Source organism: Pseudoalteromonas sp. McH1-7 (genome assembly GCF_013366255.1).
Lineage (GTDB): Bacteria > Pseudomonadota > Gammaproteobacteria > Enterobacterales > Alteromonadaceae > Pseudoalteromonas > Pseudoalteromonas peptidolytica.
This window is the reverse complement of record NZ_JABWPQ010000012.1, coordinates 81,594-106,669: the sequence shown is the minus strand read 5'-3', so window position 1 is coordinate 106,669 and position 25,076 is coordinate 81,594. Positions and strand designations below refer to the sequence as shown.

18 protein-coding genes are annotated in these 25,076 nt (G+C 42.8%); 10 read left to right on the top strand and 8 right to left on the bottom strand.

The genetic code is table 11. The annotated features are described in order from the left end of the window. Positions 1-188: 188 nt before the first annotated feature. Positions 189-1,622 carry a chitinase gene (locus HUZ36_RS10460; protein ID WP_176032796.1) on the bottom strand — a complete coding sequence of 478 codons (1,434 nt, stop codon included), beginning with the start codon at positions 1,620-1,622 and terminating at the stop codon, positions 189-191. A gap of 214 nt (positions 1,623-1,836) precedes the next feature. Here HUZ36_RS10460 and HUZ36_RS10455 point away from each other — a divergent pair, with 214 nt between their 5' ends. The 3 genes from HUZ36_RS10455 to HUZ36_RS10445 are packed head-to-tail and all read left to right on the top strand — an operon-like array spanning position 1,837 to position 4,230. Then, positions 1,837-2,394: a GNAT family N-acetyltransferase gene (locus HUZ36_RS10455; protein ID WP_176032795.1), complete on the top strand. Its 558-nt coding sequence runs from the start codon at positions 1,837-1,839 to the stop codon at positions 2,392-2,394. A 1-nt stretch (position 2,395) separates the two neighbouring features. Continuing rightward, positions 2,396-3,730: an NAD(P)/FAD-dependent oxidoreductase gene (locus tag HUZ36_RS10450; protein ID WP_176032794.1), complete on the top strand. Its 1,335-nt coding sequence runs from the start codon at positions 2,396-2,398 to the stop codon at positions 3,728-3,730. After that, positions 3,730-4,230, top strand: coding sequence for a GNAT family N-acetyltransferase (locus tag HUZ36_RS10445; RefSeq protein WP_147391164.1), 501 nt, complete (start codon positions 3,730-3,732; stop codon positions 4,228-4,230). Before HUZ36_RS10450 ends, HUZ36_RS10445 begins: the two co-directional genes overlap by 1 nt. 102 nt (positions 4,231-4,332) lie before the next feature. Here the strand turns inward: HUZ36_RS10445 and HUZ36_RS10440 are convergent, their stop codons facing one another. The 6 genes from HUZ36_RS10440 to HUZ36_RS10415 all read right to left on the bottom strand — a co-directional run bounded on the left by HUZ36_RS10440 (position 4,333) and on the right by HUZ36_RS10415 (position 11,091). Then, entirely contained in the window at positions 4,333-5,019 is a 687-nt protein-coding gene (locus HUZ36_RS10440) for a porin (protein WP_176032793.1), read from the bottom strand. A 262-nt stretch (positions 5,020-5,281) separates the two neighbouring features. Next, positions 5,282-6,352, bottom strand: a complete 1,071-nt coding sequence (locus tag HUZ36_RS10435; protein WP_176032792.1) for a lipocalin-like domain-containing protein — start codon at positions 6,350-6,352, stop codon at positions 5,282-5,284. After that, positions 6,342-8,807 (bottom strand): FtsX-like permease family protein, encoded by a 2,466-nt coding sequence (locus HUZ36_RS10430; protein WP_254879536.1) that lies wholly within the window; start codon positions 8,805-8,807, stop codon positions 6,342-6,344. Before HUZ36_RS10430 ends, HUZ36_RS10435 begins: the two co-directional genes overlap by 11 nt. Continuing rightward, positions 8,800-9,456, bottom strand: coding sequence for an ABC transporter ATP-binding protein (locus HUZ36_RS10425; RefSeq protein WP_176032822.1), 657 nt, complete (start codon positions 9,454-9,456; stop codon positions 8,800-8,802). The genes HUZ36_RS10430 and HUZ36_RS10425 overlap by 8 nt, the downstream gene beginning before the upstream one ends. Before the next feature lie 412 nt (positions 9,457-9,868). Next, entirely contained in the window at positions 9,869-10,561 is a 693-nt protein-coding gene (locus tag HUZ36_RS10420; protein WP_125251842.1) for an SDR family oxidoreductase, read from the bottom strand. Between the two features lie 143 nt (positions 10,562-10,704). After that, a complete protein-coding gene (locus HUZ36_RS10415) occupies positions 10,705-11,091 on the bottom strand; it encodes an STAS/SEC14 domain-containing protein (protein ID WP_147390708.1) in 387 nt (128 codons plus the stop codon). A 189-nt stretch (positions 11,092-11,280) separates the two neighbouring features. On the opposite strand from HUZ36_RS10415, the gene HUZ36_RS10410 reads away from it, so the two are divergent. The 7 genes from HUZ36_RS10410 (at position 11,281) to HUZ36_RS10380 (ending at position 24,357) form a co-directional block, all read left to right on the top strand. Continuing rightward, positions 11,281-12,078, top strand: a complete 798-nt coding sequence (locus HUZ36_RS10410) for a putative porin (protein ID WP_128730631.1) — start codon at positions 11,281-11,283, stop codon at positions 12,076-12,078. Between the two features lie 153 nt (positions 12,079-12,231). Next, positions 12,232-15,483 (top strand): S41 family peptidase, encoded by a 3,252-nt coding sequence (locus tag HUZ36_RS10405; protein WP_176032791.1) that lies wholly within the window; start codon positions 12,232-12,234, stop codon positions 15,481-15,483. A gap of 442 nt (positions 15,484-15,925) precedes the next feature. Beyond that, a complete protein-coding gene (locus HUZ36_RS10400) occupies positions 15,926-18,238 on the top strand; it encodes a ferritin-like domain-containing protein (protein ID WP_176032790.1) in 2,313 nt (770 codons plus the stop codon). Positions 18,239-18,250: 12 nt separating this feature from the next. Further along, complete coding sequence (bufB, locus tag HUZ36_RS10395) at positions 18,251-19,204, top strand: MNIO family bufferin maturase (RefSeq protein WP_176032789.1); 954 nt, start codon at positions 18,251-18,253, stop codon at positions 19,202-19,204. Continuing rightward, positions 19,201-20,061, top strand: coding sequence for an HvfC/BufC N-terminal domain-containing protein (locus HUZ36_RS10390; protein ID WP_176032788.1), 861 nt, complete (start codon positions 19,201-19,203; stop codon positions 20,059-20,061). The genes bufB and HUZ36_RS10390 overlap by 4 nt, the downstream gene beginning before the upstream one ends. Positions 20,062-20,349: 288 nt before the next feature. Beyond that, positions 20,350-22,362: a methyl-accepting chemotaxis protein gene (locus tag HUZ36_RS10385; protein WP_176032787.1), complete on the top strand. Its 2,013-nt coding sequence runs from the start codon at positions 20,350-20,352 to the stop codon at positions 22,360-22,362. 390 nt (positions 22,363-22,752) lie between these two features. Continuing rightward, positions 22,753-24,357, top strand: a complete 1,605-nt coding sequence (locus HUZ36_RS10380) for a methyl-accepting chemotaxis protein (RefSeq protein ID WP_176032786.1) — start codon at positions 22,753-22,755, stop codon at positions 24,355-24,357. A 206-nt stretch (positions 24,358-24,563) separates the two neighbouring features. Here the strand turns inward: HUZ36_RS10380 and HUZ36_RS10375 are convergent, their stop codons facing one another. Continuing rightward, positions 24,564-24,962: a hypothetical protein gene (locus HUZ36_RS10375; RefSeq protein WP_128730637.1), complete on the bottom strand. Its 399-nt coding sequence runs from the start codon at positions 24,960-24,962 to the stop codon at positions 24,564-24,566. Positions 24,963-25,076: the final 114 nt, after the last annotated feature.

Sequence of the window (25,076 nt, the reverse complement as noted above, 5' to 3'; positions counted from 1 at the left end):
TGGAGCAAAACAATACCAATTTGACTTAATACTTGCTCAATTTGAAGGAGTAAATCTGACGCTAACAGCGTTAAAAATTTCTTATTTAGAACAACTAAATAGCAAAATTTTTGCCTTGTTATCGACAAGATTTTCTCACCTCAAAATAGACCACTTATGGTATAACGCGCTCCACAACGACTGCCGTATTATTTAACAGCTAACCAAGGGCCGTCAGCCGCTGGAATGTTCCCTTTGGTCCACCATTTAGCTTCATATATCACGCCATTGTAGCTAGCACGGTCACCTTTTAAGTAGACTTTATCAGCATCCCAAGCTGGTACACCACCCACTGGCGGTTCAACAGGGGTTGTAGGTAAGTCGTCAACCACTCGAACTTGAGGCCAACTTGCGTGGGATTGATAAAAGTTTGTCACGCATTTTTCGTAGTCTCCTGGCACAAGTGCCGAATAAGCCGTTTGATACCCAACAAGTTTACACTCGAAAGAATAGCCTCCGGGGCGGTCTGCGTAATATGTCCAGTCTCCTTCCCAGTTTGTGTATAGTACGTCAGTTGCGCCATCTAAATTTAAGCTACCATAAGGTGTTTGCTGCCAGCAGGTGTTTTCTTCATCCGCAGCAATGGCAATATTATAGTAATGTGATAGCCCTTCCCAATAACGGATGCGGTTAACAGGTTGACCTTTGTCACGGTTTTGTGCTCCGCACTCGATACCACCATTAATAATATTAATAGTGGTACCAAAACCATAACCAATCCCTGCATCTACCTCACGCTGTGACGGCACCCAAGTTTTGTCAATCACATGCAGCATCGCCGGCTTTGGTGCTTGAGGAGTTAAGAAAAACCAAATTGCGGACGCTAAATTTAGCCAAGAATCAGCAACTAAACCTGGGTTATTAAGCAATACAGTGGCGTCGCCATTAAACATGACTTCACTGAACGCACCGTAATTAAAGTGATAAGATAGCTGCTTTGCACCACGACCAAAGTAGCCTTGCCCAGTGCCACAGGGCCAGCGACGATTCTGCCAATCATTTTGACCACACCCTGTAGTATAACCAACCTCTCCTTCTGACCACCCCATTTCACGTACATGCACCAAGGCTTGTTGCCATTCTTCAAGACCTAATGGGTTATCAGAAATGTTATCTTTGGCAATGTGGCCTCCAGTTTCTTGGGCGAAGTGCGCAAAAGCGGTGACGATTGAGCGTTTACAGATTGCATCAGCATCGCGACCATCGGTGTAGTCGCCGCAAAAAGCAGGAAACTTACCAATAGCACGTAAAAAACGGGTATATGTGTATTCAGGCGCAGCCATTTGGGTTAAAAATCGCCATTGTGCTTCACCAAAGACACGCTCAGCTCGCTTAACGTTATTAGGATTACTAGCAAGGTTAGGGGCAATTCCCTCAACGATTGTGTTATCTCGGGTTTCTAGTGCCTTAGACCAGATGGCATACATTGGATTGTTTGTTTTTGCGCCCTCAGTTGCAGAAAGCTCTGCTCGCGACACGATATAGCCTCCCGGATTTTGCGGATCTGGTTGCGGACTCATAGCTATTGCCTGACTTGCAGTAATAGCCAGCGAAATTACTGTTGCTAATTTAAGCGTTTTCATGTTTTTTCCTTTACACGTTGTTGTTAATAGTGGAACCCACTAACTTAACAATTATTAACAAAATGACATCGCTGTCAAATCTAACGACCCGAAGCTCAATAACAGAGTCTCAAAAAATGAGCACGACCAAGACTTTTTGGTACGTCAGTCAACGTGATATGCTAAGGCCAACGCTAATAAAAATTGATTATAAATAACAACAATAGAGCTTCTTATGAAAATCACTCCCTTGCAACCAGAGCATTTCTTACCCGTTATTGAGCTTGGTAACCTCGTTCATGGTGATAACTACTTAGATGAAACCGGTATCGAACAGATGTACCAAAAAGGTTGTAAAAACGGTATCAATGCTTCTTTTGTTGCGCTGGGCGAAAATGATGAACTACTTGGTTTTAGAACCACCTACAGTGCCGGACAATGGCCAATTGACAAATGGAGCTCGCCAACACTTTGGCCGGTTGATGAAACTGATATGGCTTACTTTAAGTGTATTGCTATCGCGCCCAATGCACAGGGGCAAGGTATAGGACCACAATTATTAAGCCATGCAGTGGCAGCACTAAAACAACAAGGTGCAAAAGCTGGTGTTTCTCATCTATGGAAGCAAAGCCCAGGCAATGGCGCAGTAAAATACTTCACTAAAGCAGGTGGTAAACTCATCAAAGTACACGATGACAAATGGCTAGACGATTGTATCTATCATGGTTATGTCTGCACTATTTGTGGCACACAGTGCCACTGCCAAGCGGCAGAAATGGTGCTGGAGTTTTAATATGTCCGGATTTGATCCTCTAACCCAGCCACATTGTCAGGGGCAAGCTTTTGCCAAGAGTTACTGGGCTGCAACCTGCGACATCGGTGAGCCATCCACAGCACTTGATAGTCCCTTGCAGGTTGATGTGGCAGTCATTGGCGGCGGATTTACTGGCTTACTGACAGCTTATCATTTAGCGACTACTTTCCAGCAAAATGTGGCATTATTTGAAGCCAACCAAATTGGCTTTGGTGCAAGCGCAAGAAACGCAGGGTTTGTTTTACCAAGTACAGGACGTTTAGGTTATTCTCAAATTGCTAAAAGATATGGTGTAGACATCAGTAAATCCATCTACCAAGAATATAATGATGCGGTAGATAGAGTGCGTGATCATATCAAAGTGAACCAGATTGAGTGTAATGTCCAAGCATCAGGTTACCTTAAAGTAGCACATAATCAGCAAGCATTTTCGCTTTTAAAGGCGCAGTCTGAGTACTTAAATTCCACAATGGACTGTAACAAACACCAACTGCTTAACCAGCAACAACTCCGTGACGCTTATATGCGTAATCAACAGGGATTTGGCGCACTGCGTTTTGATAATGCCTTTGGTGTCCATCCATTAAAATTATTAATGGGTTACAAAGCGATGGCACAGCAAGCCGGAGTAAAGATATACGAAAATAGCTTGGTCACACACCACCAAAGCCCAAATGGTAAACACCATTTAGAAGTTAATGGTCACAAGGTATCAGCAGATAAAGTGGTGATTGCAGCAAATGCCTATAGCCAACGCAACTTATCTCCTTTAACACAAGGTCGTTATTTGCCGATCTTAAGCAGTATTATTGTTACCAACCCTCTTAGTGATGACGTGTTAAATGCCCATGGTCTATTCACTGAGCAAGTCGTCATGGATACCCGGCGACTCAAGTATTATTACCGCCGACTTCCAGATAATCGCATTTTATTTGGTGGGCGTGGTGCTGTATTTGGGCACAGTCAAGATAACTTAAAGTATCAACACAACTTACAGACGGCCCTCAAAGATTGCTTTGCAAAACTGCCATTTACAGTAGATTATTTCTGGAGTGGTTATATTGCGGCAGCGCTTGATGATATTCCACATATTTATACTGAAAATAACACCGGTTACATACTCGGCTACTGTGGCTCAGGAGTGGCATTTAGTGCGCAGGCCAGTAAACGCCTTGCTGAAAAGTTAATGGGACAACCTGTACCTAATTTACCTATTTATACTAAACCGCTACCCACATTTCCGCTGCCACAATTACGTCGATTTGGCCAGCTCGCTTATTACCAATACGCACAAATAATGGATAAACTAGGATAATGTACCACTTCCAAATTCGTCCAGCCCGACCATGCGACGCCTCCTCGCTCGCAGCCTTATCTATTCAGGTGTGGCTCGACACGTATGCGTTAGAGGGAGTAAAACAAGAATATGCCGACTATGCACTTACCACCTTTACACAAGCATATTTTTTAGCTTTGTTACAACGTGATGAAATCAGCATTTATGTTGCTGAGCATGATGGTGCAATACAGGGATACATTCAAGCTAACAGGTCTTCACAATACGGCGACCAAGATCTTGGATTCGAGATTGAAAAGCTTTATGTATTAAGAAGATGGCATGGTAAGGGAGCCGGCTCGCAACTCATCACGGCCGCATGTGCCGATCTAGGTGAAAAATATTGGCTGTACACATGGGTAGAGAATGAATCAAATCAATTTTATCAAAAGCTTGGGTTAGCTCACTGTGGTCAGTTTGATTTTTCATTTAATGGCAAAGTGATTGCAAATCATGTTTATACCAGTCAGATTGACTAAGCACGCCATTTTTTAAGCTTAGAAGTTGCTTTGCTTATACAGGGGATCAGAGATACAGCCTCGTTTTACAACGACCTGTATCTCATCATTACATAAACTTGATTAGAAGCTATAACGCAAGTTCAAACCGAAGTTATCGTATTCATCTGCATTTCTGTAGCTGATATTAGCTGAAATACGGTCTGTAAACTGGTAACCAAGCTTAGCTAGGTATACAAAGTTGGTTTCACTTTCGTCGTTTTGAATACGCTCAACACCAAGACCAATGCGCGCAGATAATGCGCCAAAAGCATGCTCATACGCAGCTTCTAAGTGATAGTGGTCACTATTATCACTGTCTTTATCTGAAAGTTGCTGCTGATAAACTTGACCATTGTTATACACTATCGTTGTAATACCTGAATACTCAACGTCTACCTCATACCTTGAGTAGCCACCGTAAATATCCATAAAACCTGCATCACTAACATCAAATTGGTGCCCTACCAACAAGGTCAAGTAGTCTAAATCTGTATCCACTTCTAGGGGTGTATTTATACGTAAACCGTGATGAACCTCTAGCTGAGAGCGACTAATATCATCGCTAAGTACTGCATAACTTCCTTGAAGATAAAAACCATCGAAAGCCTTATTTGCAGTAACCACAACACCCGCTGGTTTTACCTCATCTAAGTTATCAATCGTTATTTTACCATAGCCAAGCTCAACAAAATCTGTTGAGTTTGCAGCACTGGCGGTTGATACTAGTAAGGCTGAAACTGCTACTACTTGCTTTAATACTGAATTCACGATTTACTCCATATTGCTCGTATGTAATACCAATTTGCGGCACCGAACAGTCACGCATATTGGTACAATTCGCGGCGCATACTACTGTATTTTCGAACAAAAACAACAAAACTTTTAAATAAATACGGCTTCACTTTGTAACAAGCTTTGTCTAATTAACTAGTCAGCAGCATAAGTAATAGCGCTTAGTCCACAGTTAACATACCGGACATTATTACTAGCAGGTTATTCTGTTTCTTAGATTCAATATAATTTTTAGCGCTTATTCGTAGCCCACCAGCTCAGCGAAACCTTCTCCATCAAATCCTCCAGAGGTTCTGACTCGCCCTTCCCAATAGGGGATAGAGAGCTGATTTCTAGAGTCTCGATTAATGGCTTCAATGATAATTGGTGACTCACCATCAAGCTCTAACTGCCATTTAGAAGGATAATGAACACCATCAAGCGGTATTGACTTTAGCACCGTCAGTTTAATTTCATTATGTTCTATCTGCTGTGGCGATTTTCCATCGCTTGCAATCTTGGTACCTCGACAATCAGTGTAGCTTTGCTCACTATCACGAATGCAAAACACCATCAGCGCCCCCTGTTTGCTGTCTTTTGCGCGGATACTAAACCAGTCCCATCCACGCTGTGTTTTACTTATAAAAGCTGATGACCACTCTCTATCAAGCCAAGCTTTACCTGATACTTGATGGCTTTCACCGTTAAAGTAAAGCGTGCCAGAGGCATTTAAAAATGGGTAGCTATAATACATGGATGCATGACCATCTGCGGTCTTTTCGCTATAGCCATTTTCCCCATGTAATACCAAGGGACTATCATTAAGCTTAAGATTAATACTGTTGCCGCTTTCGCTTGCATGCAGAGACAGAGGCAAAAAAGCGCTTGAGTCACTTTTTAAATACCAGTCGTCAAGGCGGGCAATAAAAGGAGTAGTCGCGATTTCTATTTGACCTGCGCGACCATAACGCTCATAAGCTTGATGAGACTCATCATTTTGAATCGCAAAATGCGCAAAGTAGAGCTGATCATCCCACCAATGACTCGCGTAATGTGTGTTTGGGGCGGATACTCTAAATAACGTCCATTGCACCCCAAACGCTTTGCCTAAATCGCTGTTAAGATTTGCCGTGATATACCACCATTCAATACCTTGATCTGGATGACTGCCATGATCATGAGGAAAGCGTAGTTGATAATCCGGTGATACAGCAGTGCCTCGCACTTGGCTAAAAAAGCGCGTTTGAGCCTCGGTGTCGTTGGCAGGCTCTGGCGTACAAGCCACACATAGTGCCAATATAAATAACAATAAACACAATCTAGTCTTCATGTAATAAGTCCGCAACTGCATATCGACTGAGCTTAATGAGCGGGGCAATACTTACCAACAAGGCTAAACTATAAATACCCATGATAAACACCATAATACTTTGATACGGAATCAAAAAAGGAATGCTCCAGCCAAACCCGACAGGCATTACAAACTTCAGTAATACCCAGCCCAATAACCCACCTAATACCATTGCTAATACCAGGCTTACCAATAAGATAATCGAGCTTTGCGACAGCTTAATCTGAAATGCTTGTAGTGTAGTGATCCCCAAGGTTTTAAGCACAGCCAAAGGTTGCACCTGCTTGACTCCCAAAGTGAGCAATGACACCCAAAGACCAAATAAGGCAATCACCACTATCATCAGGTTAAGAGCATTGGTCGCGTAAAATGTATGTTCAAATAATTGTGTCGCATATTTTTTAAACACATGATTTTCAACAACTTGTGATTCGGTAAGCTCAAATTGTTGTAAAAGTTGCTGTTTTAAGTCGAGCTCATCAGCTCCTTCTTTTAAACGCAATGAGAAGCCAAAAGCCTCGTAATTAAACTTGGCTTGTAAAATGGCTGTAGTAACCACCACAAAAACACTGCGCTGCTCACCATAATCATAGTAAAACCCTGTTATTTCGCAGTTAATCTGACGCTCACCCTGTTTGATGGTGACGTATTGACCCAATCTTATGCCATGTAATAGTTTACTTGGTTCATTAGCAAGGCACCCACTGCGCGGTATGCTGGCTTCGTGGTACAGCGTTTTTGAAGTTGGTGGAGCTCCAGAAAGCAACGTAAGATTTTGGTGTAAATCAGCATGAGAGCCAAAGCTGATTAATCTCACTGATTGTGTATTAGGGTCACTATCATTGCGCTGATAACTGCCTTCTGCTTGCCAAAAAACACCCACAGTATCAACTTCCTGCCTTGCTGATAACCATTGATACTGCCAGCTTTCTATATGATTTGGCCGAATATAGAGCTCGGCACTTAAACGACTATCTAAATGAATTTGCAACGCGGTGCTAAAGCTGGCAACCATAATTTGCAACCCCACCGACGTACCCACAGCCAGCAAAACTGCATAGACGCTTGTGGTTAATACTCTGATCTGCTCATGACTATCAGCTTTCATCCACTTGAGTAATGGCCGGGTTGTGGGTATACACGCAAACGATATTCGCAGTACCACAGGCGTAATAATAAAGAACACCAGCAATAAACACACACAAAGGCCAAGCGCGAAAAAAGGATTATCGCTACCAATATAGAAGTACCCTGCTATCAGTCCAGTTCCTATGACACAAAGTACTCGAAACCTTTTCTTACGATAGAAAGTCAACACATTGGTTTGTGCATAAGCAATGCTCGCCAATACCAACATATTTAGCATAAAGGCTTGTAAAACAACTACCCAACTGAAATGAACCGGTAAATGCCTGTCCAGTTCGAAGAGACCTTTCAGTGCGAGTGTGATTTCTGCCACCAAAGCATTCGAACCGACAAAAGCGATACCGGCACCGAGCAATGCTGCCAAAAAGCTAAGTAGTATTATTTCTATACTTACGGCGACAACAAGCGTGCGCTGCAGACAACCCAGCAATATAAGTTGCTGATGCAATTTTTGTCGGCTATGCAGACACAATTTAATGGCATTGAAACTTAAAAAAGCGCCAACAACATAACCCAATAACGCAAGCGCTTTGAGATTGAAAAAGAAGGCTTGTGACAGGGAGTCGAATGATTGCGCCTCGGCACTTTGCAGTCGCGCTTTGTTGGCAATAATGGCGTTTACCTGCGCACTATTCAAATGAAAGTCTGAAATTTCTATGTAACTGATTTTTCCTTCCAAATGTAACAGGCGGTCAACCAAGGCTATGTCTGCCAACGCGATATTCCCGCTAAGCCCTGGTAATACGACAAACACACAATCAACACCGGCAATTTGCATACTTTGATGCTGCTTCAAGGAGAAGCGCTCCGCTAATGCATTGGAGATATAAATAGTGTTAAAACCAAACTGCATACTGGGATTTTGATTTTGTTGACGGTCTGACTGACTCCCTTTGCCAAGCCACTGAAGAGTATTTACACCTTTTATACGTACTTTTTGACCTTCGACTATTGTGACCACCCCTTCAGCCACCGGCTCAGCAGAACGTACACCTGCTTTTCGTAGCGCCTGCCAAATAGTCGCTTCAAGTGTTTTACTACCGTGAATTGGCCTCACAAAGTGACTGATTGGATTATTTATCAACGCACTGGTTTGGTGGTAGCGGTTACTCGCTTCTTGATTCAGCCCTTGGATTGCACCTAATAACGCACTCCCCAGCGACAAACCAAGAACCAACAGGAAAAAGAGCCAAAGGTGTCGGCGATAAAACTGGAAAAAAACCCCCAGTATTAATCTAATTTCAAGCGCTGTAGGTAAGGCCATGTTTAACTGAGAGTGCTTAACCATAAGCGCGCTTATTCTCAATGGTCACTTTTCTATCTAGGCTATTGGCAAGGTGTTGGCTGTGAGTAACCATAATCAGGTTCACCGACTGCTCTTGGCATAGCTGACGTAAAAGTGACACAACTTCTTCGCTTTTGGCTGCATCTAAATTGCCTGTAGGCTCATCTGCTAATAGCAACTGAGGTTTATTCAACATAGCCCGTGCAATACCTACTCGCTGTTGCTCCCCACCAGATAATTGATGTGGTAAGGCATTGAGTTTATCTGCAATCCCCAAGCGTGAAGCCAGTGTTTTGACTGTCTGTGGTGCTAGTTTTATATTGTTGAGCTGTGCTTGGAAAGTAATATTGTCGTATACGTTGAGTACTGATAGTAGTTGATAATGCTGGAATATCATGCCCAGGCTTCTGCGATATCTGGCCTGCGTTGTGTCGTTAAATTTGGTAATATCTTGGCCGTCGATAATGATGCTGCCACTGTCAGGCCTGAGTAGCCCACCTATTAAATGGATCAATGTGGTTTTGCCAGAGCCGCTATCTCCTACCACTGCCACTTGCTCATTTTTACCGATACTAAGATTAAGATCACTTAAAACTTCTCTGCGAGACTCTCCGTCACGACGAGAGAAGACAACATTTTGTACTTCTACCACAGACACATATTCCTTTCTTATACTAATTATTTTAATCATACCAATTTACTTAATTAAGTGGTCTATTTTGAGGCGAGAAAATCTTGTCGATAACTAGGCAAAAATTTTGCTATTTAGTTGTTCTAAATGAGAAATTTTTAACGCGGTTAGCGTCAGATTTACTCCTTCAAATTGAGCAAGTATTAAGTCAAATTGGTATTAAGTGGTCCACTATTTTGAAGCGAGAAAATCTTGTCGATAGCACCGCTCCACGCCCTGCTCACGCCGAGGTATTTATGTTCTGTAAGCAATGCAAGGATTTTTATTTAGTTGTTCTAAATAGAAATTTTTAACGCAATTAGGCGTCAGATTTACTCCTTCAAATTGAGCACGTATTAAGGCTAGTTGTTATTAAACATAACTTATGCAGCGATCACCAAGGAATTGCATCTCCTTTGTAGTCATAAAAGCCGCCACTTTGTGCATCAACAAAATGTGATAACACGCTATAAAGCCCAGCAGCCGACTCCTCTGGTGTAACTGGTGCCTCAGCTCCCCCCATGTCTGTTTGAACCCAACCAGGGTGCAATGCAACGGTACGGATCCCATCAACCAGTAAATCATTTGATAAGCTTTTAATCACTGAGTTCACTGCAGCTTTGGAGCTGCGATAAATATATCCACCACCTTTGGTATTCATTGTGTGGCTACCAACTTTGGATGACACCGCGGCAAATATTTTTTCTGTTGAGTTACTTAAGTGGGTATAAAAAAGCTCAGCAAGTCGCATGGTAGCAAAGACATTGACCTCCATCACCTCACGCCACGCTTCAATATCTGTTTCTCCAAAGGCGTAACCCTTTGGTCCATATATGCCAGCATTATTAACGACAATATCAATGGCAACTGGCGCAAGCTTTTCGCTCAACTCCGTCATTTGATCAAAATTAGTGACATCTAGGGCGAACACCTGAAGTTCAGGAAACGTCGCAGATAACGCATTTAAGTCAGTTGCAGCTAGCGGATCTCTACATGTTGCCAGCACATGCCACCCCGATTGCAGGTAGACCTTAGTTAACGCAAGTCCAATCCCACGATTAGCACCTGTTATCAGTATTGTTTTCACAGAGTCAACTCCCAAGCCATTCAGATAAAAGCCGCTGGTGTTTATTCACTATACATGATGAGCAACTGGATAATCCACTTTTTAGACAAATGGGATTTCTGTATTCATCATTGCTCAACAATGTATTACCGTTTTGTGTATGGCTATGATTTGTTTTCAATCCAAAGTATTGCCTGATTTTTATCTCGAAAATATTTTACCTCCCCAGTTATAATCCAATTACCAATCAATGCAGCAAGACGATGCCACTTTTTGCCACCATAAATGGCCACTCTTTTAAACTCGTGGCTGTGAGATAATACTATCTGAAAATCGTCCCACATTGCTCTGAGCTCCCAGCCTTTAAAGTCAATTGCATCAATTAGTGCATACACCTGTGGCGACTTTACCGTTTTTATAACCTCTTCAATAATAGGCATAATAGTAACGTAATCTTCATGGGTAAGTTTACCGCTGAGTGTTAAAGTTAAGTAGATATCGTTTTGACGCCTCTCAGTGCCTATAGAAATACCATGAAACGAGTCTGACATTACGCTTCCTATTAACATGTAAACCAGCTAAAACCGAAGTTGCAAATCCAACTAAAGCATATGTAAAGCTGAGCATTTACGCCAATTCATAAATTTTTGACTTCTGTCAGTTCCTGTTCAGATTTCTAGTACTACTATGCGCGCCGTTGAGTTGATGTAGCTCAATATATGGAAATTAAAGGGATGAACATGAAAAAACTACTATCTATCGCAGCTGTTTCACTACTTGTTTCAGCGACCGCTCAAGCTAACGCAGGAAACGTTCAAAAAGAGTGGTTCAACGCTGCTAGTTACACAGACTACGATAGCTCCGATAACAGCCTACTGATGCTTTCTTCTGATTACTTTTTCGCACCTCAAGAATCAGTTGGCGTATGGGATGACTTTGGTTACCTAGATACAGACAGTAATGTTGGCCTAAGCTATGCCAACGATGATTTCTCAAATGCCTTTTCTGCTCACGGTGAAGGGTTTATCACTAAAGAGTGGTTTGTTACTGGTAGCATTTCAGATCTTGGTGAAGCTGACGATCATTACTCTTTTGGCTTTGGTTACTTATATAACGAGAACCTAAAGCTAAGTATTCGTCAGGAAGAGTTCGAACATGGTGATACAACTTGGTTCAAAGCAGAATATAACCATGAGCTCAACTCTACAGATTATATTGGTTTTACCATTGAAACCGAAGATGAGTTTGATTACCTAAACCTAAGTGCTCGTTATTTGATGCACGTGGGTGGCGAAAGCTACTTCACAATCGACGTGGAACATAACCGCATTGACATCGAAGGCTTTGATGACAATGTGACGAATGTACTAGCAAACTACTACTTCACTCGTAACTTTGCACTTGGCCTTGGTTCATATGACTCAGACTTAGCGGTGGAAGCGAAGTACTTCTTCAATGACACTTACTACCTTACAGGTAGTGTTGTTGACACAGATGGCGGCGAAACAAGCAACCTAACTTTTGTTGCACAGTTCTAAGTTGACACAATATTGAGGTACACCAGTACCTCATTGATACTCCCCCAACAACTCAACATCCCTTCGCGACCACACTCCGCGTTGGGGTGTTTTTCACATTTTGAAACAAGCTACTCATCTAAATTGGGTGCATTTCAGTGCTTAATCGTTATTATGTATCAAAATAATAACGGAAACGCCTATATTATGATGAAAATAAAAACACTCGTGCTCGCCATTGCTACGGCAGCCGCGCCTTTTGTTTCAGCGTATCAAACAGAAGATACTCGCTTACTTCGCTTTCCTGACATTCACAAAGATAAAGTCACTTTTGTCTATGCTGGCGACATTTATATCGCAGATACCAATTCAGGGAAAAGTCAGCGATTAACTGACCACATTGGTTTTGAAACTTTTCCTAAGTTTTCACCAGATGGTAGCAAAATTGCTTTTGCCGCTGAGTACAATGGTAGCCGCCAGATCTATGTCATCAATGCCGATGGTTCAGGGTTAAAACAGCTCACCTATTATAACGATGTCGGCGCGATGCCTCCCCGCGGTGGTTTTGATTATCGGGTGATGGATTGGACGCCTGACGGCAAACATATCGTGTTCAGAGCAAACCGCACCCCATGGGGTAAACGCATGGGTCGCCCATATATGGTACCTGTCGAAGGTGGACTTGAGCAGCCGATGGCCATCCCAGAAACCGGTGGCGGTATGCTCTCGCCTGATGGCAGCAAGTATGTTTACACCCCTATCGACAGGGAGTTTAGAACCTGGAAACGCTCACGCGGTGGCCGTGCACAAGATGTGTGGGTTTACGACCTTGAAAACAACACGTCTAAACAGCTCACCACTGATAAAGCAACGGATCAGCAACCGACTTGGGTAAATGACAGTATCTATTTTGTATCTGATCGTGACTATACACTCAACCTGTATAAATATCGCGACGGTAAGTCTCCAGTAAAAATGACTGACCACAAAGACTTTGATGTTTTGTGGCCATCAGCAGGTCCTGACGCCATCGTTTATGAAAATGGCGGTTACCTATATCGTTTTGATGAAGCGACAAAGTCTGCCAAAAAGCTAAACATTGATGTTGCTGGTGTGCGCCAATATGCCATGCCTTACAGCAAAAATGTCAGTGATTTTATTGATTCAATGGATATTTCACATGATGGTAAACGTGCATTGTTTACTGCTCGTGGTGAGTTATTCTCTGTTCCAGTAAAACAAGGTCCAACTCGCAACCTTTCTTACACTCCAGAAGGCCGAGAGATTGAAGCTAGCTGGTCACCAAATGGCCGTTATATTGCCTACATGAGTGATAAAACAGGTGAATATGAGATCTATCTTAAAGATAGAGCAAATAACAACAAAACCATCCAGTTAACCGACAATGGTACCATCTGGCGCTTTACGCCAATTTGGTCGGCTGATAACAGCAAACTGCTCTTTGCTGATAAAAACCACACGCTATGGTGGGTTGATGCGAAATCTGGTGATACGCATAAAATTGATACCGCCAAATACGATGAAGATGGTTTAACCGAATACACTTGGTCACCTAACAGCGAAGATATTGTTTTTGTTAAAAACAACGAGAACCGCTACGCCTCGCTATGGCACTATAATATCAAAGATAAAAAGGTCACTCGACTGACTGACGAAATGACCAGCGAGCGTAACCCGACTTTCTCGCCAGATGGTAACTACATTTACTTTACGTCTGAACGCGACTACAACCTCACCTTTAGTAGCTATGAATTTGATTATATGTTCAACAACGCCACACGTATTTACAGCGTCGCGGTAAACAATCATATCAAGCCATTAAACGCGTTTGAAAGCGATGAGTTAAGCATTCAATCAGACGATGAAGCAAAAGCTGATAGCACCAAAAAAGAAAATTATATTGATGCCAACGGCTTTATGTCTCGGGTTGTATCCCTCTCCGCTCCAGCCGGTAACTACGGTGCGCTAACAGGTGTCGACGGTGGCGTTCTAACACTAACAGGTGGTGCATTAAAGCTACTTGGTAGCGAACCTGATAGCAAACTAGAAACAGTTGCCGAAGGGGTAAGCAGCTATAAGGTTGCCGCTGGCGGTAAGCATCTAATTGCTCGTGCTGGCAATAATTACAGTGTTATCGCACCTAAGCCAAAACAGGACTTAAAGAGCAGTCAGCTTGACCTATCTAAGATGACACTGAAAATCGACCCTAAAGTTGAATGGCAACAAATGTATGTAGAAGGCTGGCGTACATTGCGTGATTGGTTCTACGACGAGAATCACCATGGCCAAGATTGGGATGCAATTTTAGAGAAGTATCAGCCTCTTGCCAATACAGTTGCGCATCGTAGCGACCTAGACTACGTACTAAGTGAAATTGCAGGAGAGATAAACGCCGGTCACATTTACGTGCAATCTGGTGATGCTCCAACAGCCGAGCGCAAAAAGCACGGCTTGCTTGGTGCAGAAATAAGCGCTCACCAATCAGGTTATGTGAAAATTGAACGTATCTTTAAAGGTGAAAATTGGCATGAGAACTACCGCTCACCGCTTGACGAGACTGGCGTCAATGCCAATGTAGGTGATTACATCATCTCTGTAAATGGTCGCTCAGTAAAAGAAGTAGTTAACTTTTATGAGTTACTTGAAAATACCCAGGGTGAGCAGGTTGAGCTGGTTCTAAGCAAGTCTCCAAGTGCCGAAAATAGCTGGAAGACAACGGTCAAGCCTGTTGCCAGTGAGCAAGGACTACGTTACATGGCTTGGGTGCAATCACGGGCTGACTACGTAAGCAAGCTTTCCGATGGTAAAATCGGCTACGTCCACCTACCAAATACGCATTATGATGGTAACCGTTCTTTATTTAAGAACTTTATGCCACAAACAACGAAAGAAGCGCTGATCGTCGACGATCGTTATAATGGTGGTGGTTTTATTCCTGAGCACATTATTACTTGGCTTGCTCGTAAACCGCTTAATTACTGGAAACGTCGTGGTGTTGAGCCAACAAAAACTCCACAATTTGCCCACGACGGTCCAAAAGCGATGTTGATCAACGGCTATTCAAGTTCAGGTGGTGATGCCCTACCTTACTATTTCCGTCAAGCAGGTCTAGGTAAGCTAATTGGTACACGCACTTGGGGGGGCTTAATTGGGATTTCCGGAAACCCAAGCCTTGTTGATGGAGGCCAAGTGATAGCAGCAACCTTCCGTATCCTAGATAATGACGGCAACTGGATCATTGAAAATGAAGGAGTAAGCCCTGATATCGAGGTGATAGATAGGCCTGAATTGATCCACGCAGGTAAAGACCCTTCTGTCGAGCGTGCTGTCGAAGAGTTATTGAAAGAGTTAAAAGACAACCCGAAAAAAACACTAACAGTGCCACCTGCACCAACTAAGTTTTAAATTCATATTCAAAGTGGTTTAAAGGGTCACCTTTAAACCACTTTTCAGCCTCGCTTAAGTCACCGGCTTCATCACTCACACTAGCACGTTATAAAAAAGTTACTGGTACGTAATACTCCGTAATCGAATTTTTCCTAATTTACGTCTACTTTTATCTCGTGTGTTTATTACATATACCTATATGCTTAAGTTCTAAGTTGCTTTAGGTACGCAATCTGTATCCTAACTTATGCCAATTTGCTTAATCACATGATCTATTTTGAGGTGAAAAGGCTGTACCAGTAATCAGGCAAAAATTTTGCTATTAAGTTGTTTTTAATATGAAATATTTAACGCTGTTCGTGCCTTGTTTACTCCTTAAAATTGAACACATATTTAAACAGATTAGTACTATTTAAGCCTGTGGTATTGCACAACATTCACCGTCACAAAGGAGCAAACCATGAATGTGCAAAACAAAACGGATCAATCTGTTGTTGAAGTAAAAGAAGAAATTGATGCCGGCGCGATGCTAAGTAATGCCCAAAAGCAACAAATTAAAGCCCGTGATAGTCAGTATAAAGCTGCTGATTTATCCTGTTTGAGAGCAATTGCACAGGCTGCAATTAATGTTGAACTCTTTACCATCCCACTTTACATGACAGGACTTTATTCAATTCAAGGAACTCACCAAATTGCAGATCCGTCAGATCTATACCCCGGTCGCTACTGGCCTGGACTTAGCCCAACAGCGGGATATATTCCAGAGCACCGCCTAAACAAAGGCTACGACGTAGAGCTTAAGCCCCTATTTGATATCGATACTTTGGTGGGTGATGATGATGACCCAAACAACCAAAAGAACGCTTTTGAACTTTCTGTGAACCAACAAGTGTTTAACGGCGTGTATAGTGTTTTTATCGAAGAGATGTTGCACTTACAACTTGCCTCAAACATGGCAAGTAAGCTGGGTCTAACACCAAGTTTTACCAGCCCAGCGCTAATTGATGAACAGTATGGCTGGAAGTGCTATAACAACCAAAGTGGTATCCCTCATATTTTAGACTTTGCCGATTGTAGCGATGACTTGTCTAAGCTCAGCCCTGAAGTTCAGGCTTATTTTAAACAGCTCTTTCCAAACAAGACGTTAAAGGATCTCCGTGTCAATGCCACAGAACTTAACAAAGAGCAAACACTACTCTTTATGTTGATTGAGGAAACGGAAGAAAACGCCAAAAAAATTATTGAGAACTCATGTGTTAAAGTGAATGAGAACACCACAAGACCAAAATATTTTGAGCAAGCTCCCTTTGATTGGTGGAAGCCAGATTACACCGAAAATAACCTACCGCTATTTGGTTCGATTGGACACATGTACCTCTGCTATTGGGATTACATTCAGATCCAATATGATGATGGCACGAGCTTGCTCGACTACGCGACCATTCAGCGTGACTATTTTAATGAACGCCCCGGTAATAAAGATTACAAGGCGCAATTCCCTGGAATTAAGGGCTCACTTTACGTTCAAGAAGATCACACTGCATTAAAAGAAGCACTAATGAATAACGTGAATGCCATTACCGATCAAGGAGAAGGCGATGGTGTAGCTGACATGATATGCAAACGCTGGGCTGATGAAAAGTGGGCACAAACTTTACTGGCAGCAAAAGCGGCTAAAGCTGATGATACCCATCTCAGTACCGTAGAAGAGAAGTTTCAACCTAGCGCGGAAGCATTGAAAGCGGATTATCCTGCAAGCCCCGAAGAGGGCCCAATTTCAGGGTCAGCATGTGCACGGATCACCAACAAGTACAAAGACCACTTTCAGATTTTTACAGATACGATGAAGCTCATCGTCGAATTTGAAAAGCCTGCAAACAAGTCAAACGAGCGCTACATCACTTGGCCGACTTGGTTTGCTGAGGGGAATAGCTGGAACGAGGCATTGTTGGATCCCAAAGGTGGTGATAAAGCGGCTAAAGCCAACCCAAATCTACCTTGTGTAACCAGCGTTGTTAAAGCACTAAATAACTTAAAACTGACATCCAATATTGGTAATACGCACCAATTATTTAGTCAATCTGCAGTGGGTACGATTAAAGGGTTAACCACAGCACTTGACCGCTATTGGTCAGGTAAAACCAATGAATTTCCAGGTCCTGCGATGGGTGGCTCTGGCGATAGAATTTCTATCTGTTGGGCAACAACTGGAATTGCACCTGATTTAGTTACAGGGATTAAAGCACAAGATCCAAATACCCTCTACCATGCCTGCCAAGGGATGAGTTACACCGACATTGGTGCAGACAACTTACCACCTCCTGAGGTTTATCATAGCTGTAAGGGCAGTAACGATTGTAAAGCTCAAGGTGGCTGTGGTTTTGTGCATAGTACAACCGCAGGCGGCAGCTGTGGGGGGAGTGTATCGACTGGGCCAAAAAGTGCGCCTGCTGATAACAAGTGTAACAACTTGGGCGGCTGCGCAGTACCTATCTCTGCTTCTCAACTATTCCCAGAGCTTTCTGGTGAAGACAATGAATACGAGATGCAGCTATTTAAGTTTGACTTAAAAGATAACACCTTCTCGCCGATTAAATACAAAAATACAAAAGGTCAAAACGAAGATTTTATGCCCTACAAAAAAGGGGACGCTGTATACGATATTGCATGGCAGGCTTACTGTAATGCCAATGGATTGTTGAAAGAGGATAATACGCCCATGGATAAACCAGAGCCTTCAGATATTCGCCTTGCACTGCCTCCATCAACTTGATTGGGAGCGAGTATGAAAAATCCAATCCGGACACAGCAGTTTGCTGCGTCCGCTACACAACAATTAACCAACTTAGGATTTGGTGTTGGCCTTCGCAGCCAACACTACCCCGTTATTATGTCTCACTTAGCGCGCGAAGTATCACTTGGTGTAGACTGGTTTGAAATCATCAGTGAAAACTATATTGATAATCACGGCTATGGTCGGCATGTGCTTGCTCAACTCAAGGAGCAATATCCACTCGTGATGCATGGTGTATCAATGAACATAGGTAGTAGCGATCCACTCAATCTTGAATACTTGGGTAAACTTAAAGCGTTGGGTGAGTATGTCAAGCCGCAGCTTATTTCTGATCATTTATGCTGGACAGGTATTGCAGGCCTAAATAGCCACGATTTACTGCCAATGCCACTCACTGACGAAAGCCTGCAACACGTTATCAAGCGTGTTGACCAAGTACAGAGTTTTTTAGAGCGCCCTTTAATACTTGAGAATCCATCAACATATCTTGAATTTCAACACTCGACCCTCACTGAAAGCGAGTTTTTTAGTGAGTTAGTCAAAGCAACTGGCTGCGGTATGCTGCTGGATGTAAATAACGTTTTTGTGAGTAGTTTCAATCACGGGTTTGACGCTGAAGCTTTTATTCGTCAGCTCCCTCATCAACACATTGTCCAACTCCATCTAGCAGGTCCTAGTGACTGCGGTGATTATTTAATAGACACTCATGATCATCCAGTACCCGCAAGAGTTTGGCAACTCTATCAACTGGCGCAACATTTAACCGGTGGTGTGTCTACTTTGCTTGAATGGGATGCCAATATCCCAAGCTTTGGTGAACTTGTGGATGAGTTAAACAAAGCAAAATCAGTGCTTGCTGGACACATTCCAGAACAAGAGACTGGCACCACCCTTAACGCCATTTCAACTCCAATCGTTAATGACAGAGCAGAATTAATCAAATGAAAACGCCAGATTTAACGCAAACTCAGCAGTGGCTTAGCACAGTTTTAATGGTGCGAGGCGACCTAGAACAAAAGCTAAATATCGCAGCCAACCCTCATGGTGTAATGCTACATGACTGTATAAAAAGTACGAAAAAATTGGGGGCGATGAGAAGAGTCGACATCTATGCAGCAGGCTATGTGATGCGGTTGGTCGAATGCCTAAAGGGCGAGTTTGCGCTGCTTAACCAATTTATGGGAGAGGAAGTGTTTGAAACATTCGCCAAAGCTTTCATCGTCAGCCTCCCCTCAGAGTCTTGGACACTGCACCAGCTTGGCGGGCGCTTCGCTGACTTTCTGAGGCAAACAAAACCCATTGGAGATTTTTCCGCTCATCAGCAAGCGATGCTGAGTATACCCGCAGAGCTTGCCAAGTTTGAGCGAGCAAAAGCACAAGCTCTACTAAAACCCGGACCAGAAACCGCCCTGCCCACCCCAGCAATAAATGAAATAGAGCTACTGTGTGGGATAGCGGAGGACTTTACTATCGCAGTGCCAGAATCAGCACAGCTTATTCATACCGACTACCCCCTGCTACCACTTATTGCGCAACTTGAGCAATCTACACCATACACGATACCAGAGCCAATGCAGACGCATATTACAGTGTCTCGACAGCAATACCGTATCAAGGCTTGCACGATAAGCGATTGGCAAGCAGACTTTTTACTCCATCTACAAACTAAGCCTCTGCGCTTACGAGATGCAATAAGCTCCTGTGCTCATCACACCAATGTGGCTGTACAAACGCTCCATTCACAGCTAGCCGTTTGGTTACCAAGCGCAATGAATGTGGGGCTGGTAATGCGAGTACCGTAGCAGTAAAAGCCTCTGTAGCCTTTAGGTGAGGTAGGGTTCTCACTGTTTCACAACACAGCGGAGCTACTTTTAATTTTAGCCTATTTGACTTTTTAAACTATTATTTAATCTGGGATTGAAATCGGTTAGTTATGCAAACCTCGATTTTTAACCAACCACAATATCGTTTCGCTGGATCGGCAGCTGATCGTACAAAGGTGACATATCTATGCTCATTTTTGACTTAGGCTCATTGAACGATAACTCTACGGGCAAGGAAAAGCACGCTATCTACCAAATAGGTGTGTTATGAATTTAAGTAAAAAGCTCTTTGTAGCGTTCGGCGCATTAATACTGCTAATGACTTGTTCGAGCGCATTTGTTTGGGTTAAAGTTTCAACCGAAACAGCTCGAGCATTAGAAGTTAAAAATGACGACTTACCCGGTATATTGTTATATAACAAACTCATCGATATAGAGCATAAGCTCAAAACATCAGCGCTTGAATACATCAACGGCGACATTAGTAAAAAAAGCGATTTCAACCAGTTATTTGCTCAATTTAAGCAAACTCAGCAGGAGCTGTACAAGTACGAGTCAGCCAAGCAATCTGATCGGGAAAAAATGGCAATAATCTTAAATACCATGACTCAATTTCACGAAAAAGTTAACCGCCAGGTATTCGATTCCTATGATCCCACATCTCACGAACGGATCAAAAGCCGCGTCTATAAGCTCAAACAAACCATAGGTGAAGATTTAGAGTCCATTTTAGACAAAGCCAAAGAGCAAGAATTCAATGATGCGCTGCAGTCTACCAATTTACAGGAATCCCTCAGCGATGATTTACCTGGCGTGCGCTACTACCTTGAGTTAGTCGATGAATCAGGCGATATGCTCGCGGCAATTATTGCCTACACCATGGGTGAAGCGGGAGCAAAAGCAGAATTTAAGGAAGATTCTGATAGTTTCAAGCATTATCTCGCAAAACTCAAACCACTTGAACAAAAAGCAAACGAAGTAAAAGACATTGCAACCATTGAGTCAATGTATGATGAAATTCAAAAAGAAGCGGAGTACATATTTAGCGAGTATGACGGCGGTGCAAAAGCTCGTGCAGTAGCTAGCCTTCAGCAGCTCGACAACAGCTTATTGGTCGAGCTTGCAAAAATTCTCAGTGTTTCATCTGAGGAAGAGCGCCACGATGCAGAAAGCGCACTCGACTTGCTAGTAGATGGATTAAATACCACGCTACTTATCATCATTCTGATCACATTGATTGCCGCAATATTCGGTGCAACCATTGCATTTTTCATCAGCAAATCAATTGTTTCTAGATTGAACAAGGTACTGGAAGTGGCTGAACGGATCAGCGAAGGAGATATATCCCAACCAGATATTAGTCACGACGGTGTTGATGAAATTGACGGTCTTGCGGATGCCACAAACAAAATGTCAGCATCGCTGAATACTCTACTTGTGGCTATCACTAAAGTGGTTCACGATGTGCAAGTCTCCAGTAATGAAATCTCGGATACTAATAGCCAGATAGCAAATAGAAGCCAAAGCGCGTCAGAGCAATCTACACAGGTCGCAACTGCAATTGAGCAAATGAGCGCAACGGTTTCTGAAGTAGCCTCGCAAAGCCAAGTCGCTGCGGGGCATGCAGATCAAGCCAGAGTTTCAGCCAGTGCAGGTGGCGACTCGGTTGGTCAAACCATAACTAAAATAAAAGAAGCATCAAGTAATGTACAAAACACCGCTGATAATGTAACCAACCTAGGAGAGCTTAGTAATCAAATTGGTAATGTAATAAGTGTGATCGGTAGTATCGCAGAGCAGACGAATCTACTGGCGTTGAATGCAGCCATAGAAGCTGCTCGTGCAGGTGAGCAAGGACGGGGTTTTGCCGTGGTCGCAGACGAAGTAAGGACATTAGCAGAAAGAACATCCAAAGCCACCGATGAAGTAGTGTCAACTGTTCAATCTATCCAAACACAGACGGAGCATGCCGTAGCCTCAATGGAAAGCAGCGTTGCACAGGTTGAGCAAAGCGTTACTATGGCTGAAAAAGCCGGTTCGCTATTAGAAGACATAGTAAAAGGCGCATCGGAAATCGCAACGATGATTCAATCTATTGCAACAGCAACTGAGCAACAATCTGTTGTGGCCAGTGAAATGGCAAAAGATATTGCTCACATAGAGCAATCTAGCCAAAGTTCATTGAATGATACTCAAGTCGCTGCGCATTCGGCCAAAGAACTAAACCAACAAGCTAAAGCGCTATCGGAGTTAGTTCAAAGATTTAAGCTAAAACGTTAGCAAATTAAGTGCGGTTAAAGCCACCGCACCTCTCCTTATCAACAATTATTCTTATTCGTCTCAACGGGTTTTCACATCCATAAATTCGCCTTTTAAATGGCTGATTCACGTCAAATAAAATTCAACTAAGCGCAATAAATAATGCAATAACCCTCAATCCAGTGTATAAGTAAATCAGTGCAAAATGCCTCTTTACGCTGCGTGCTATATATCTAAAAATGAAATACTCCGGTATGTCTAACTGGCCTATCTCATTTTCCTCGATGGCATTTAATCATAACAATTCGTTACGATTAAATGCCATGAAACCGCAGCTTTACTAAAAACTAATTACAGTGCACATAAAAATAATTTATCTCAATAAAGACTCTCTACTCTCTGGTTGTAACAATGAAGCTAAGTAAAAAACTCTATTTCGCATTTGGTACTCTGATTTTACTCATGACACTATCAAGTATTTTCGTATGGTTTAAAGTGTCGACTGAAACAACGCTCGCACTTGAGATCAAAAATGATGATCTACCCGGTATGATCTATTACAACAAATTATTGGATATAGGTCATAGACTTGAGGCATCTGCACTGGAATATGCGAATGGTGATCTGAGTAAAAAGCAGCAGTTTAATAAGTTATTAGAAGACTTTAAAGAAACACATGAAACCTTGTATTTCTATGAATCGGCCAAAGCATCTGACCGACAAAAAATGGCTGAGATTATGCGCTTGATGTCTCAATACAATAAACAGATAGATGCCACGATTTTCGCCAGCAACGGTAATGCACAAAGCAGCACCCGTGCTATTCAGCTCGCAGACAAAAACTATCTCCAACCTTTGAAAAAAATATTAACTGTCTCTGCAACTGAGGAACGAGACGATGCGACTCAATCTCTCGACCAGTTGGTTAATGGATTAAACTCAACGCTTTTGATTATTATTACTATTTGTATAATTGCCGCGATATTAGGCATAGTAATTGCTCACTCATTAAATAAATCTATTATCACTAGATTAAATCAGGTACTAGAAATTGCTGAGCGTGTCAGTAATGGAGATATTTCTCAACCTGATATTATTCATCAAAACCAGGATGAAATAGACAGCTTGGCAACATCAACAAATAAAATGGCAGCCTCCCTTAACCACCTTCTAAAAGAAATTAGCAAAGTTGTCGGTGAGGTGCGTACCTCTAGCCATTGTATTGCTGAAACAAATAATCAGATAGCTGTGCGAAGCCAAACATCTTCAGATCAATCAACCCAAGTGGCTACCGCAATTGAAGAAATGAGTGCCACAGTGTCGGAAGTGGCAGCACAAAGTCAAATTGCAGCTGGGCATGCAGAGCAAGCTCGCTCTCTTGCTAGCCAAGGCGGTAAATCTGTCGGCGAAACAATAGACAAGATAAGAGCAGCGTCAAAGGACGTACAAAACACCGCAGGCAATGTTACTAGCCTTGGAGAGCTGAGCAGCCAAATTGGTAATGTGATAGGTGTCATAGGTAGTATTGCCGAGCAAACTAACTTGCTCGCGCTTAATGCAGCCATAGAAGCAGCGAGAGCTGGAGAGCAAGGACGAGGCTTTGCTGTCGTAGCAGATGAAGTTAGAACCTTAGCGGAACGCACTTCACAAGCCACTGAGGAAGTCGTTTCGACAGTACAGTCAATACAGCAACAAACTGATCACGCGGTCAACTCAATGCAAAGTAGCGTCAGCCAAGTAGAGCAAAGTGTCGTGATGGCCGAAGCCGCTGGCTCTCAACTTGGAGAAATCGTGAAAAGTGCCTCAGAAATTGCTTCCATGATCCAATCTATTGCAACAGCAACAGAAGAGCAGTCAGTTGTGGCAAGTGAAATGGCGCGTGATGTTTCGCATATTGAAGAATCAAGCCGAAACTCACTGCAAGACACTCAAGTTGCCGCACGCTCTGGTGAGGCTCTGAGTACTCAAGCAGCAACACTGGCGCAACTGGTGCAAAAATTTAATTTGCGCACGTAAGGTTGATCAATCAAGCGCTTTATTGCCATTTTTAATCTATAAGTTTAACCTTACGTGCTTGTGTCTCAAGTGCGTAAGCATTCTTATCTTGTAGGAATGAATATCGCTGCGCAGACGCCACTCTCAATTACGCAATAATTGGCCTATGAAATGGCTAGCTTACATCTATAACCCGCGAATTAAATTAGCCTCAGGTAGGGTCGAAACTAATTTCTTGTGTAAACTTGGAGCAATGGGAATTTACTCTCACCAAACGATAACGTTAACGAGAGGGTTTCCCCACCATTAAAGTGCTCTGAAAGCTCCATAGGCATGATCCGTTGACCATTTGCCGTCAATGCTAACAGGTGTTTGTGCGTTAATGTGCGCCGTCCACTTGATTGGTTTTTAAGGGTAACTGTTGCAAATCGTTCACCGCTATCATTACTCATCAGCACAGCGTTAAGCACTGTAAAATCACTGCTGTCTGGATACACCTTAGCATCGTTTGGAAAGGCCAGCTCCATATGACTTGGTACTACACTGTCTATTGTCAACGCCTCTTCTGCAGCTTGGCTCTGCACAGCCAACAACATCCAAAGCGCGCTCATTATCCTTTTATACATTTTTTATTTTCCTATTCCTGTGAACTGTTTAACCTGAGACTGGGACTATGAGTAAGTTAGCTCGTTGTTTTTGAAAATGGAAGTAGCGCCAAACCAAACGTGTTAAAAAAGACA